Below are 14,059 nucleotides of genomic sequence, written 5' to 3'. Positions count from 1 at the left end.
TCATCTCGAAAAAATAAAATCGACTGTTCAGTCTATTACCTATTATAAATAAAAATTTCGAAAATTAATAATAAAAAATAACTTTTTTGCAAAATCTACTCGCTGTTCGTTATTACAAACGGCCCACTTTTGCATTTCGACAAACCACCGGGAAATAAAATAGTAGGTGTTATATTGTAATAGTTTTTAAGTATCTTCACCATTATCCCACTAAATCAGACATTTACTATTAGAATAGAAAAAAGCATGAGGCTTATAATCTCCTCATGCTTACTTAAAACCCTCTTCCTCCTCCGCCAGATCTGCCGCCGCCGGAAAATGATGATCCTCCACCACTATTTGAATTTCTTTGAATCTTTTGTTGTGTTACTCGTGTATTGTAATGTCGGTCCATTTTATTGGTTACAGTGAATGAATTAGATTCTAAATACGTATGGGCTGTTGTCGTCGAGCGCCCTCTGTTATACATCGCCATTACCCCAACTGAAATAACGCCAGCCCCAATTGCAATAGCAAAATAGATTAAAAGTTCTTTAACTAATTCTCCTTGGGAGGTACTTGATGAATAGGGAGTAGAACTATCCGATTGCGCATATCCTCCAGAAGAAGATGATGGTCCTTCAGGAATTCCTACATTCATCGTAGTCTCAAGGTCAGACAAGAACGCTTTCGCACTTTCACCATACGCTTCCTCTGTTAAATAAGGATAGACATGGTCAAGAATTTCCTCTACAGTTACGTCTGGAAAATAATCAACAATTCGATCGCGTGTAAAGATATACACTTCTCGGTTATCCATGTCAATAAGATACAATATTCCATCATCTGTTCCTTCATAACCGAATCCATGAGTATCATAATAATCGCTGGCGTACTCTCTTGCTGATTTTCCTTCACTATCATCCGTTGTGACAATACGGATATCCATTTGAAATTGTTCACTTAATTCAATTGCTTGCTCCTGCAATTCTACTTTTTCAGTATCTGAGAACAAACTGGCCTGATCGAAAACATGTTCGCTGTCAGCAAATGCAACGGTCGCAAAAACTAACAACGTTAGGAGGAAAAATGGGATAAAGAGAACTTTTTTCTTTACCATATAAATAACCCTCCTAACGACAGCACTGCAAAGACACTGGCTGAAATCATACCAAACCATTTACTAGCTCTTCCAATGCTAATTGGCAAATCCCCTGCAATTTTTCCGGTTTGGCCATTCATTGCAAATATATAGGTCTTCCCCTTATATTGGTAGGTAAACATCCAAACGGGTAATAAAACATATTTTGCTTTAACATTCGAGAGCTTTACGTTTGCATTAAGGATAGAGACCGTACTATATCCATGAATGGTACCTTCGAGTAAAGTTCCTATATTATTACGAAGGACGTTGGAGATTCTTCCATATACATCATTTTGGTTCATATCATATTTTTCGGCAAAAAAGCCTGACAAATAGGACATTGAAAAATCGGTTAAATCGTTATAGTCATAAGGCTCGAGAATGGTCATGAGCTTATCATCCATTTTCTTCGAACCATCTGCTGGCACATCACGGAATATTGCTTTTCCTTCGCGCATCACCTTATAATATTTTGTTTCAGTATACCTGGTATCCCCCCTGGTATAGGTTCTAACTCTTCTAGCTTCACCCTCAATTTTTCCAGAAGTGTTACTATCAAACAACCAAAATGGAACATAAATTCCTGAAAGTTTTTCGAGCTCTGAATTTGAAGTGAAGAACTTGGGAAGTAGCGGCTTCCCTTTACACCAATTTTTAAATAATTCTTCTGCTTTTTTACGGTTAATTTTGAAAGGAATGACCATCTCTGGTCGATATTCTCCCTCTAATTGCCTTGGAATAATCGTAGGATTGTGGCAATAATAACAAAAAGTTGCGGCAGTGGTATCATCGGTTACAATTTCTGCTCCGCAACTGCTACACGTATAGCCTGTAGCTTTTTCATCAAATTCCTCATCTAATTCCTTTGCCTGATCTAGGGATTCTTTACTTGCTTCTGCTTCTTCCTCTGCTTTTTCATTATTGATAAAATTCTTCACGTCTTCTTCTGTAAATTCACTCAAACAATAATCACAGGTCCAATTCTGGGTTTCAGCTTTGAATGCTAATGGTCCCCCACAGTTAATACATTTATAGACTACAACCCCCAACCCATATCACCTCTTCTTCTGCTTGATTTGGCACATCATTTATGTTCAAAACGAGATCCACACTCCGGACAGAATTTTGCATGTTGATTTGCAGGTTTAAACCCACATTTTTGACATGTTAGTTCTTCAGGCTTTTTAGTGCCACAGTTTGAGCAGAACTTCCCGCTATTTTCTTTGCCACATTGACATTTCCACGTCTCTTTATTTGCTTGTTGTTTGGGTGACCCACATTCTGAGCAAAAATTACCTGTGTTTGTTTGACCACAAGAACATTTCCATTGATTAGGATTCTCCACTAGTTGATTTCGCTGTTTTTGCTCTTGCTGTTGCATTTGCTGACGATTCGATTCAGATGCAGCGCCCATAAATCCACTGCTACCTTGCATCCCCATTCCCATGCCTAAAAATCCTTGCATCGATCCCGCGTCATTGGAACCAGCGGCTTCTAAGCCTCTTGCAATGGCACCTTGGACATATCCTTCACGTACTGACGCGTCCTGAAGCATTGCACCTTGGTTTCTCATGTTTATCAGTTTTTGTGATTCATCATCATACGTAATACTGTTGATTCCCACAGATTCAACCTGCATTCCGCGCATCCGCGTCCAGTCTTCATCAAGGACTTCAGCCATATAATTTGCAAGTTCCATTCCTTTTGAAGTGACATGCGAAATTCGGATCCCATCTGCGGACATCTTATTGATTGCCGTTTGTAAAGCATTCATATATTCAGATAAGTATTGTCCATTAATGTCATTGATATCAACATTCGTTTTATTTCTTGGAATGGCTTCCATGAAAAATTTGAGTGGGTCAACAATTTTTATAGAATAGCTCCCGTGAGTTCGTAAAAATAATTCTGCATTATAAAAATTGTCAAAGTAGTTGATCGGGTTACGTGTACCAAATTTAATCCCTTTAATTTCTTGAAGATTAATGAAATACACTTTTTGGGATGAAGAAGGAACACCACCAAACTTAAAACGATTGAAGGTTTCGTATAAAGCTTCTTCAAATTGACCGTTAAATAAGGATGGTTGAGAAGAGTTTACAACTTGATAATAGCCCTCTTCTGCTGTGTAATCCACGATTTTTCCTCCATCAACTAAAAGCATAAATTGATTTGGATACACGTGGATGATTGACCCATTTGAAATCGTGGAATCTGTTCCTTTAAAATTTTGATTTCGACGATCTTTAGCCCGTACTTTTACACCAACCGACATAACGGTTGTATCGCTCATCTCCTGTGGTTCAATTACCTCAAGCCATTGATCTGCTAAGTTTCCTTTTACCGCACTAACTGCTGCTTTAATAATTCCCATTTAAACCCCTCCTTACAAAACTAAAACCTTACTAACGAATATGGAAAATCTGTTTTTACAATTTCCTCTGTTAGTAATGTACTACGATTTATTAGGCAATAAGTTTCATATTCAGTATAATTAAGAAATTTCCGACAAAAAAACAACTGAGTGGAAAAACCACTCAGTTTATCATTTCCTATACTAACAAATTACATCAATAGGGTCTGGCAATTAAATCGTTTATTTCCTTAATGAGGTCAAGAATACATTTTGTGCTGCATTTACTCCAGCACCAGGCTCAAAGCTATAGGAAAAGTCTTGTAAACCTGCTTCCATTAGGGAAACTGCTTGAAGGACATCACTAGGGAAGCAATAGCCCATATGTCCAAATCTGAAAATCTTGCCTTGGAGATGGCCAAGTCCCCCAGCAAAATCTAGGTGATATTCCTTCTTAAGATGTCCTAAATAGGCTGAAAGATCCAATCCTTCTGGGGCACGGATTGCCGTAATTGTAGGTGATGCATACTCATCACTCGTTAACAATTCTATTGATAAGGCTTTCATGGATTCCCTAACCATGTTTTTCATGATATCATGTCGTTCAACCGTTTTTGAGAACCCGCCTTCCTCTTCAATTAAATCGCACACAGCAGAAAGACCCATTATAAGCGAAATAGAAGGAGTATTAGGTGTCATTCCTTTTGCGGCCCACTCACGATAGCTTAATAGATTTAAATAATAAGCAGTGGTGTTATTGGCCTCTATTACTTCCCAGGCTCTTTCACTAACGGCTACAAGTGCAAGTCCAGGTGGAAGCATCATCGCTTTTTGTGAACCTGTTACTAATATATCAATTCCCCATTGATCCATTTCGGCAGGGGCTCCTCCAATACAGCTTACCCCATCAACTATAAACAGTGCGTCTGAGTGATTACGCACTACTTCAGCTAGTTGCTCAATTGGATTTAGTATTCCTGTAGAGGTTTCATTATACGTAGCAAAAACGGCCTTAATATTAGATAACGGTTTCAAAAATTCACTGAGGTCTTCTTTTGTACAAGCTTCACCCCAATTTTTTACTAGTTTATGTACAGTTAAGCCATATTTTTCACAAATAGAAACGAAATAATCTCCAAAGGCTCCTACTGTGATAACGACTACTTCATCTCCAGGGGAAACAGTATTTACCACAGCTGCTTCTAATGCTGCTGTTCCTCCTGAGGGAAGAAGTAAAATATCTTGCTTAGTTCCAAAGATAGGTTTCACACGTTGTGTGGCATCTTTGTATAACTTTACAAATTCTTCAGTACGATGACTAAACATATCCTGAGCCATTGCCAGTTCAACTTTTTTCGGAATTGGAGTAGGTCCAGGATGTCTTAGAATAAGTGGATACATATTGATAACCTCCATTTTGACTTCTACACTTATAATCGCTTTAGTTTAATGATGAAGCCAGACCCTGTATTGCTTTCCACATTATTCTAACACATTCGGTCGTGTTCCGGTGCTTTTTTAGACCTTACGAAAGCAACAAATCACAGACTAGTTGTATTTTTGTGAAAATTGACCTTCTACTTCCTATATAAAAGCTTCTGAACGATTTTCATAAAGTCATCTATTGACGGGAAATATGTGTTTTGTTGGTTATACCACTTACGAACTGTATCCACGACCCAAAACGGAACCGCTTTTCCGTCAATCATATGATAATACTCTTCATATCCTTTTTTAAGGTGTTCCCATCTAAAATCATTACCCGGCTGAATGTATTCGGAAACATCAAGTATTTTTGCTCGTCCATTTTGCAATAAAATATTTTTTAGATGGATGTCACGAGGGTTTAGCCCCTTGTTCCGAACATAATCTCTTGCCTCCTCCACATCCTCTACAACTTGTTTCGGAATATGGATTCCTTGAAGGATACAATCATATAGAGTTATCCCTTCTTCATAGGTTAAAACAAGGTAATGGTCTTCAGAAGCAAAACACTTTGAAAAGAATCGGGACTCCCCTAGGATCTGATAGACATTTGCCTCAGCCTTAACCTTGGCAACTTTATTCTTCGCATATTTCTTAAATGCATATTCTGGGGCATTAAGAGATTGAAAAACGGCAGCATCCGTACCGACACCGATACAGTTTAAATCATCAGCATCACCAATAATAGTGACTGGCTCGTTATTTGGGTTTGATAAAACAGTTATTTTAGATAGTGAATCAAACGCAATTTCCCAATTATGTTTCACATAATCTCTCCAATCGTTAGCTGAATAAATCATATTTATTTATATGAGTATTTGTTCATTTTACGCATTTAATAAAAGAGATTGCAAGGTATTGGTGTTATTCGTTGCAAATTAAAAAGAGGGCCACTAACGACCCTCTTTTGCACATATTAAATTTTTATAGCCCCTTTACCCATCTTGCAGCCATCTCAATCCAATTCTCTATTTCAGGCTGAATGTGATTGTCTCTTCCTTTTGACTGCGTTTCCTCTGTACCAAGTGATAGTCCATGAACACCTTCAGGATAAATATGCATTTCGAGAGGGACCCTCTGTTTTAATAGACTTTGCGCAAATAGCATGCTATTCTCAACGGGGACAGACGCATCCGATACCGTATGCCATAAAAATGTTGGTGGGGTTTCAGACGTTACTTGGTTTTCCAGGGATAGAAATTCTCGTAGCCCTTGGTCCTCAAACTTTTCTCCTAATAATGCCCGGAAGCTGCCCTCGTGAGCATGTGGACCAGAAGAAATGACAGGGTAACTTAGGACTAATCCATTCGGTTTTATTTCCTCTTTTGAAAAGGATAATTGTTCTGTTAAAAACTCCTTATCCCAGAATACTCCTAAGCTTGCAGTTAAATGGCCGCCTGCTGAAAATCCCATGACAATAATTTTGTTGGGGTCAACATTCCAGTCTTCTGCATTGTTACGAATCAAGCCGACTGCATTTGCCAACTGGCAAAGGGCTGTCGGGAATACAGATGGTTCCACACTATATCTTAGAACACTTGCATGATAACCTTTACTTAGCATTTGAATAGCAACTGGTTCTGCTTCACGGTCAGAAGTATGTACATAGCCACCGCCAGGGCAAATGACAATCATTGGTCGTTTACGGTCTGGGTCAATACTTTCCGAATTATCTAGAAGATACGTAAAAAATTCAGCTTTTTCGTTATTGTGTTTTAGTTCATGTTTTTCGTGAATCATGTTTTCCCACCTTTTAAAATTATTTCCACTTATATAAATTTTCGACATTTATTTTTGACTTCCTTCAGGCAAAGCAAAAAAGGAGGTCAGTCCCTCCTTTTTAGATTCATCCTATTCGTAACGTAATGCATCGATCGGACTAAGTTTTGAGGCTTTGTTTGCTGGTAAGATTCCAAAGATGATACCAATGAAAGCGGAGAAGCCTACGCCGATTATTACAATCATTGGACTTACGGTTGCTGTGATTGGTGCAAATTGAGATACAACAATGGTCCCTATCGTTGCAAGTCCGATTCCGAGCATACCTCCTAGTGAGGTTAATGTAGCTGATTCAATTAAAAATTGCAGTAAAATTCGCCCGCGCGTTGCTCCTAGGGCTTTTCGCAAACCAATTTCCCTCGTTCTTTCAGTAACGGAAACGAGCATGATGTTCATAACACCGATGCCGCCCACTAATAATGAAATTCCTGCAATACTTCCAATGACTAAAGTCATTATTGTAATGACAGTATCTACTTCTTGTTCATATTCAGAAAAATCGTTTACCGTATACATTCCATCCTCGAGTTTTTTGGCCATCGTTAGGGTATCAGCTGCAGAACGCCCGATTTCAGATATTCGTTCCGGATCGTCTGCAATTATAGCTAAACGTTCAATTTCTCGATTGCCAAACATCATTGAAATAACTCCTCGAGGCATGAGCATTTCTCCTGATTCATTATATCGATATTGCTCAGGGATAGGTGACTCGTAGACTCCGATTAACTTATAGGGGTTACCATTCAGATCGACGATTTCACCGATAATATTTTCTTTATCTTGAAAGAATTTTTCCCTCGCGACAGTATCGATCATCACTACTCGGTTTCTTCCATCGTTATCTCTCGCATTGGTTGGTCGTCCCTCAACTATTTGAATGTTTCGAGCTGTAAAGAACTCAGGTCCAACTCCGGTAATTTCCATTTCTCCCTGTTGGTCATTGTAAATCAACGGCCCCCAGCCTTGGTTTGTAGCGATAACCGCTTTTACTCCTGGAACTTCAGTAAGGGTTTCGACGTCGTCGGAAGTTAGTTCAGGTTCCATCCAGAACATCTCTGATTCTTCTTCACCTTCTTTTGGCATCGGCTGATACCAAATATCGACTGCATTTTTTTCGATACTAAATAATTCCTCTGTCATTTTCGTTTTGGCCCCTTGGCCTATTGCGACAATAATAATTACAGCCGCCACACCAATGATGATTCCCAGCATCGTCAAAATGGACCTAATCTTATGATTCCAGATCGAGGATAATGCTACTTTAAAGCTTTCTAATAGACTCATAGCCTTCTCCTTTGGTCATCCGTTATCAACCCATCTTTTAATGTGATAACCCTATTTGCGTATGCTGCAACTTCATCCTCATGCGTAACAATAATGACAGTTCTTCCTTCTTTATTTAGTTGAACCATTAGCTCCATGATTTGCTCACTCGTCTTAGAATCAAGAGCTCCAGTTGGCTCGTCCGCTAACACAATCGAAGGATTATTTACTAGGGCTCTTGCAATTGCAACCCTTTGTTTTTGTCCACCAGAGAGCTGATTTGGCAAGTGTTTGACTCGGTCTCCAAGTCCGACCTTGTCTAGCATTTGTTTGGCTCTGTCAATACGTTCCCGCTTCGGAACTCCTGCATAAATAAGTGGAGATTCAACATTTTTTAGTGCATTATGACGTGGTAAAAGAAAGAATTGCTGAAACACGAAACCGATATGCTCGTTACGCAATTTTGCTAACTTTCGATCCTTTACTAGTCCTATTTTTTCATCGTTTAATTCAAACGAGCCCGAAGTTGGGGAATCTAGGAAACCAATAATATTCATTAAAGTTGATTTTCCTGAACCAGATGGCCCCATGATGGCAATAAATTCCCCGTCCTCAATAGTTAAATCAATCCCGTGCAAAACGGGTACCTCAAGAGCCCCGTTTCCATATACCTTTGTAATCTTACTCAACTTCATCAAAGGAGGTCACTTCCATTCCATCGTACATTCCTTCATATGGTGTTAAAACCACGAGATCATCCTTATGAACACCTTCAGTGACTTGGATAAACTCATCATTCATTGAACCCGTTTGAACTTCGCGTCTTTGTAAGATACCGTCTACTAAGACATACACAACTGCTACTCCACCTTCATCCAAAATAGCCGTATGCGAAATCACGGGAAGAATCTCAGTTCCAGGAATTCTAACCTCTAATGAAACGTGGAACCCATGACGAAGATCAGTTGTGTCGTCGGTAATTCCCACTTTGAATGGATACATGGTAACATTGCCACCACCCATTCCAGGAAATTCTCCACCAGATCCTCCGTCATCATTTGGAAAATGAGAAACGGATTCGACAACTCCCTTCCATTCTCGGTCCTTGAATACCTTAGGACGGACAATTACTTCTTGTCCCTGTTGAATTTTGACTGCATCAAATTCACTCATTGTTCCAATTACTTTATATGGTTTATTTGAAATGATATGTATGACCGGTTCTGATGCGCCTGCTTCAGTTGTTGCGATATTTTTATTTACTTTTACAATGATTCCATCAATTTTACTAACAACTGTCATTTCTTTTTTCTGATTCGTAATTTCCGCGATTCGTTCATTTGCTGCTGTAATTTCTGATTTCGTATTTTCATATTGTAATTCCATTTGAACCTTTTCACTTGTAAGTTGATTTACATCTTCAACTGGTGGTTCCTCTACTTGTTGTGGTTCTGTACCTTCTTCAGTCTTTTCAGGTGTCTCAGCATCTTTTGTTTTTGGTTTGTTTTTTTGTGCAGCAAGTGCTTTTTTTGCTTCTTCAATCCGTTTATTTAGGGCTGCGATTTGATTTTGTTCTGTCTTTGCTCTAGCTTGAATTAAGTCTCTTTCCCTAGTAGCTCGAGTTAATTCTGTATCTAGCTTTGAAGAATCATAGACAAATAGCGGGTCTCCTGCTTTTACGGTTTTGTTTTCTTCTACCTTATATTCGCTAATCTCTCCTTGCTCTGGATTTAAGAATACTTTTTGCTCCCCTTCAGGAACGATTTCGCCTGTTACTAGGATCGTTTCTATTAATTCTTGCTCTTTTGCTTTTTGTACGGTTACATTTACTTCCTCAATTTGTTCTCCAACAGATGCCACACTCCTTTCTTTTATGAAAAAGGCAGCTACGCCACCCGCGATTACCAGGATTCCGATAATCGACAAGACCCATATTAAAACCTTCTTTTTCTTCAACATACTTCCCCCTATTGTTTTCATCTCATTAAATAGGTAAAATTTTGAATCTCTCTATCTCTGTATCCTTGTTTAATCTAGTAGATTGTGATTTTAAAAATATTCAAATTTTACCCTAACCATTAAGACGGCGAAGTTTGCTAAAAGGTTTCAATTTTTTACATATATTTTTAAATTTTTACAAAAAAACGATCACCCAGAGTAAATCTGGCTGATCGTTTGGATTATTTTCTATCTACGCGATATTTCTTAATCGCTTTTATGTCTATTGATTATCTAGGTTGTCCACGTCTTGGTCGTTCGAAGTAGCATTCATTACAGATCGCGAAGGAAAAGCCAATTGGTAGGTTCTTTCCACATCGTTTACATACTCTTTTAGTTGGCTGAATACCTGATTTTAAGTGTTCGTGTATTTTATCACTAATTTCTTCCCTTACTCGTTCCCAATACTGAGCTTCTGTCTGTTTTCCTAATTTATAAAGGAATAACAGATGGAGGCCGACCGCTTTATAGGAGAGCTCAAGTTCTTCTAGTCCAGAATCTTTAAGGATTGGATCTGGCAGCGGGAAACCATCGACAATCGCCTCGAGAGTTTTCTTCCATTGGGCACGTAGAGATGGTTCATTTGACGAAAAAGGTAGATGCAAAAAGCCATATAGGTCAGGTAACGATAGCTTTGCCTCAATAATTGTATCCTCAATTAACTCATAAAGCATCCGTTCCTCATATAGACTTGCTTTTTTCGTCCCCTCTGGACTCTTGAATTGATCCCATAGATAGAAAAACATTCTCATTTTTCGAGAATATTTTTGAAAACGTTCAAGAACTGCGTTTGTTGGAGCGATCGCGAAGCCTTGAAGCGGGGGATCTTCTTGTTCTAATAAACGTGTCATTGTTTTGATATCACTTGTAAAAGCGACTTTCCCAATATCATAAATTCCCCGTCTGCCCGCTCGTCCTGCTATCTGTTTTACTTCCTGAGAGGTTAGCAGCCTTCTTCTCGTTCCATCGAATTTATCATTTTCTAGAAACACAATCCGTCTAATTGGCAGATTTAAACCCATACCGATTGCATCTGTAGCCACAATAACCGTTGTCTCCCCATTATTAAAGCGTTGGATCTGCTTTTTTCGAGTTTCCGGTGGCATGCTCCCGTATATCATACTCACACGACGTCCACTTCGTTGTAACTCAGAAGCTGTCTCAAGAACCCTTCTTCTCGAAAAACAAACCAATGCATCTCCTTGTCGCGTTTGATTCAAACGAAAAGATTGCGGTTCCACCTCTAATGGTACATCCCGATGGTATTCATAAACTTCTACATTTGAATCACCAAGTAACTGTAAAATCATCCATTTTGCATGAAAGCTGCAAATGATATGAACCTCTTGTGCATTTGCATTTGTAATAGCTTTATACCAAGAAAAGCCACGGTCCTTATCGGAAATCATTTGAGCTTCATCAATTACAACTACATCGTAAAAATCCTTTTCTCTTAGCATTTCAACGGTTGCTGAGAGATGGTTAGCTCCTTCAACAAGCTTTTCTTCTTCTCCTGTTTTTAAATCACACGGCACCCCTTCCTCATTCAAGGTTTCATAAATTTCGAGTGCTAATAATCGTAATGGAGCTAAATAAACGCCGCTATTAGCTTCCTTCATTCGTTGGATTGCTTGATACGTCTTTCCGGTATTGGTTTCTCCTACATGTAGGACATATTGGATATTTCGGCCTGGTGATAAGTTATATGCACGTCCGAATATATCCTCGAGCATTCTTTGTTCTTCTTCTCTTTGTCGTCGTAATTCCTCTTTTTCCTTTTCGGTACGTTCTTTTCTCTCGGTAATGTCTTTTAAAAACAGCTGTCTATGTGCGTCCAACTCAAAAGGAATGTCAATAAGTTTAACTAGGTCTGACACATATTCCTCTAATATATCCTCAAATAAATCATCCCGAACATCGAGAAAATACTCATAGGCTATTTCCTGTAAAAATGCATCAGATAATGGTTCTTGAAAACTATTTTGGCAATCTGCGAATATTTGTTCCGGTAAGTGTGACTTTAACCAATTTGGCCCGAAATCCATGAGTTGATGTAAAATGAGATCCTCATATTCCTCAATCAAATTTTCCTGATAAAAATAGCGGTTATGCGCAAGTTCAGTTTCTTTGTAAAGATAAGAAGCAAATGTCACATCGTTGGATGATAAAATTATCCCTTTTTGCTCAATCTCAATCGCTAAATGACTCCCAAGTAAATAACGAATCCTTAGATAAAGTTCTTCGTAATGATCCCCAAGTATTTCGTTGAGGTAAAAGTTTAGCTTGAGAATAAATTTTCTCTTTGTTTCACGATCCTGTTGCTTCTTAATTCGAGCTTCATACTCGGCTCTTGCAGTTTGATACATTTGTCGCCAATCTTCTGGTTGTTTTGCGTATGTCTCTTCTAGCCAACCTATTAAATCATAAGGATGTATATTACGAATTTCAGTTCGAAATAGTTTATTCAGTAGTTTTTTACCAACATCCTCAACTTCAAATCCATGCTCCACTAGATAGGCTTTTTTCTCCGATATAGAAGCATGAACGGCTGTATTCAACCAAGCGTTGAGCCAAATTTGTTCGATAAACTGCCCTCGTTCGCGGACATACTGTTCAAATGAAGGAATCGTTTCTTTTGGCTCCATGTAATGATTGATATCATCCAAAACCATCTGTTTTGCTCGATCGACTGCTTGATTATAGTATTGTTCAAGTTGAATGCTCATTGAATTGCTCCTTGTCAAAGACGTATAGTAATTAGTTTATATAGGACTAAAAAAATATATGTATAGGATGATATTACCACATCTATATGTCACGACTATTTGATAAAATTTGAGGATAAACTTTAACAGGAGGACAACATCATGAAAAAACGATCTATCTTCCTTAGTATTTTGGTGATTGTGATCTTTGGTGGTGGCTTATTAACAGGTTTATGGCTATCAAACCAAAATCAACATGAAACCAAAATCGGTAATGAAACGCCACAATCGTCAAAAAATCCAGATCAAAAAGCAAAACCTAAACTGGATAAAAAAACGTCAAACGTTTTAGTCGGTTATATACAGGATTTTCGCGACCCCAATCAAATTGATTATTCTAAACTTACACATATTATCTTCTCCTTTGTTCATCCGACGAAGGATGGTCAACTCTTGTTTACAGGTGATCATGCAGTTAAAAACCTTAGAAATATGGTTGCCAATGCCCATAAACATGATACAAAGGCAATGCTTGCCGTTGGCGGTTGGTTCCATATGAATGGAGGGGAATCCTATGATTATTTTTCGGCAGCATTAGCAAACCCAACTTCACAGCAAAAGCTTGTGAATGAACTCATTGAAGTTGTTGAACAAGAAAATCTAGATGGTATAGATATTGATTTCGAACACCCTCGTACAGATGCTGATTCGAAACATCTACATCAATTTATTAAAACATTAGGTAACAAGCTACGTGATCAAAACAAGGAATTATCAATCGCAGTTCACTCAAAAATTCATGGCCAAACCTTAACCGAATTAGCTTATGTGAAATATGAGCCAGCTATGTTTCAATATGTAGACTATGTAAATATTATGGCATATGATGGCCAATGGGACGGTGGATATCATGCTGAGAATTTATCACCTTACCCCTTTACTGAAAGCATCGTAGGTTACTGGGCAGATTTATTTGATAGTCACAAGCTACCAAAAGAAAAGCTTGTCCTTGGTGTTCCGTTTTATGCGCAGCCAATAGACCCAAACATCAAGCAGGTTTCCTATGAAGCAATAGTGGAAAGCAATCCTGATAATGCTGTAAAGGATACCGTCAATATGAATGGTACAACCTACTATTATAACGGCCAAACGATGATGACAAGAAAAACAAAGCTTGCACTAAATCATGGTTTTGGTGGAATGATGATTTGGGAATTAGGCTTAGATGCAAAAGGGGCAAATAGTCTAACGAACACTCTTTATGAATCAATCGCATCGACGACTATAGATCATTACTACTCGATAAAGAAATAATTAGTTGTTATGTTATTTCATTTTCCATCCATCCTAACA

At 38.4% G+C, this 14,059-nt stretch carries 11 protein-coding genes; 1 reads left to right on the top strand and 10 read right to left on the bottom strand.

Translation table 11 applies throughout. The features are described 5' to 3' along the window. Positions 1–274: 274 nt before the first annotated feature. The 10 genes from CKJ95_RS19980 to CKJ95_RS19935 form a co-directional block, all read right to left on the bottom strand. Entirely contained in the window at positions 275–1,099 is an 825-nt protein-coding gene (locus tag CKJ95_RS19980) for a TPM domain-containing protein (RefSeq protein ID WP_099355217.1), read from the bottom strand. Further along, positions 1,093–2,172 carry a hypothetical protein gene (locus tag CKJ95_RS19975; protein ID WP_099355216.1) on the bottom strand — a complete coding sequence of 360 codons (1,080 nt, stop codon included), beginning with the start codon at positions 2,170–2,172 and terminating at the stop codon, positions 1,093–1,095. Before CKJ95_RS19975 ends, CKJ95_RS19980 begins: the two co-directional genes overlap by 7 nt. Positions 2,173–2,207: 35 nt before the next feature. Further along, on the bottom strand, positions 2,208–3,497 hold the full coding sequence (locus CKJ95_RS19970; RefSeq protein WP_099355215.1) for an SPFH domain-containing protein: 1,290 nt from the start codon (positions 3,495–3,497) through the stop codon (positions 2,208–2,210). A gap of 222 nt (positions 3,498–3,719) precedes the next feature. Beyond that, positions 3,720–4,877 (bottom strand): pyridoxal-phosphate-dependent aminotransferase family protein, encoded by a 1,158-nt coding sequence (locus CKJ95_RS19965; protein ID WP_099355214.1) that lies wholly within the window; start codon positions 4,875–4,877, stop codon positions 3,720–3,722. Between the two features lie 176 nt (positions 4,878–5,053). After that, on the bottom strand, positions 5,054–5,728 hold the full coding sequence (locus CKJ95_RS19960) for a serine/threonine protein kinase (protein ID WP_099355213.1): 675 nt from the start codon (positions 5,726–5,728) through the stop codon (positions 5,054–5,056). A 157-nt stretch (positions 5,729–5,885) separates the two neighbouring features. After that, complete coding sequence (locus CKJ95_RS19955; RefSeq protein WP_099355335.1) at positions 5,886–6,701, bottom strand: alpha/beta hydrolase; 816 nt, start codon at positions 6,699–6,701, stop codon at positions 5,886–5,888. A 111-nt stretch (positions 6,702–6,812) separates the two neighbouring features. Beyond that, entirely contained in the window at positions 6,813–8,024 is a 1,212-nt protein-coding gene (locus tag CKJ95_RS19950) for an ABC transporter permease (protein WP_099355212.1), read from the bottom strand. Beyond that, entirely contained in the window at positions 8,021–8,701 is a 681-nt protein-coding gene (locus CKJ95_RS19945) for an ABC transporter ATP-binding protein (protein WP_099355211.1), read from the bottom strand. Before CKJ95_RS19945 ends, CKJ95_RS19950 begins: the two co-directional genes overlap by 4 nt. Beyond that, on the bottom strand, positions 8,685–9,962 hold the full coding sequence (locus tag CKJ95_RS19940) for an efflux RND transporter periplasmic adaptor subunit (protein WP_257215875.1): 1,278 nt from the start codon (positions 9,960–9,962) through the stop codon (positions 8,685–8,687). Before CKJ95_RS19940 ends, CKJ95_RS19945 begins: the two co-directional genes overlap by 17 nt. Positions 9,963–10,231: 269 nt before the next feature. Then, entirely contained in the window at positions 10,232–12,727 is a 2,496-nt protein-coding gene (locus CKJ95_RS19935; protein WP_099355209.1) for a DEAD/DEAH box helicase, read from the bottom strand. A gap of 141 nt (positions 12,728–12,868) precedes the next feature. On the opposite strand from CKJ95_RS19935, the gene CKJ95_RS19930 reads away from it, so the two are divergent. After that, a complete protein-coding gene (locus CKJ95_RS19930) occupies positions 12,869–14,020 on the top strand; it encodes a glycosyl hydrolase family 18 protein (protein WP_180271601.1) in 1,152 nt (383 codons plus the stop codon). Positions 14,021–14,059 lie beyond the last annotated feature (39 nt).

This window comes from Fredinandcohnia onubensis (genome assembly GCF_002734285.1).
In the GTDB taxonomy this organism is placed as follows: domain Bacteria; phylum Bacillota; class Bacilli; order Bacillales; family Bacillaceae_L; genus Ferdinandcohnia; species Ferdinandcohnia onubensis_A.
Note: the sequence above shows the minus strand (reverse complement) of the source record. Positions and strands in the feature narration are given on the sequence as shown.

Coding starts and splice junctions, on each gene's coding strand:
- CKJ95_RS19980 (WP_099355217.1), bottom strand. CDS start 1,099: ATGGTAAAGAAAAAAGTTCTCTTTATCCCATTTTTCCTCCTAACGTTG.
- CKJ95_RS19970 (WP_099355215.1), bottom strand. CDS start 3,497: ATGGGAATTATTAAAGCAGCAGTTAGTGCGGTAAAAGGAAACTTAGCA.
- CKJ95_RS19965 (WP_099355214.1), bottom strand. CDS start 4,877: ATGTATCCACTTATTCTAAGACATCCTGGACCTACTCCAATTCCGAAA.
- CKJ95_RS19955 (WP_099355335.1), bottom strand. CDS start 6,701: ATGATTCACGAAAAACATGAACTAAAACACAATAACGAAAAAGCTGAA.
- CKJ95_RS19950 (WP_099355212.1), bottom strand. CDS start 8,024: ATGAGTCTATTAGAAAGCTTTAAAGTAGCATTATCCTCGATCTGGAAT.
- CKJ95_RS19940 (WP_257215875.1), bottom strand. CDS start 9,962: ATGTTGAAGAAAAAGAAGGTTTTAATATGGGTCTTGTCGATTATCGGA.
- CKJ95_RS19935 (WP_099355209.1), bottom strand. CDS start 12,727: ATGAGCATTCAACTTGAACAATACTATAATCAAGCAGTCGATCGAGCA.
- CKJ95_RS19930 (WP_180271601.1), top strand. CDS start 12,869: ATGAAAAAACGATCTATCTTCCTTAGTATTTTGGTGATTGTGATCTTT.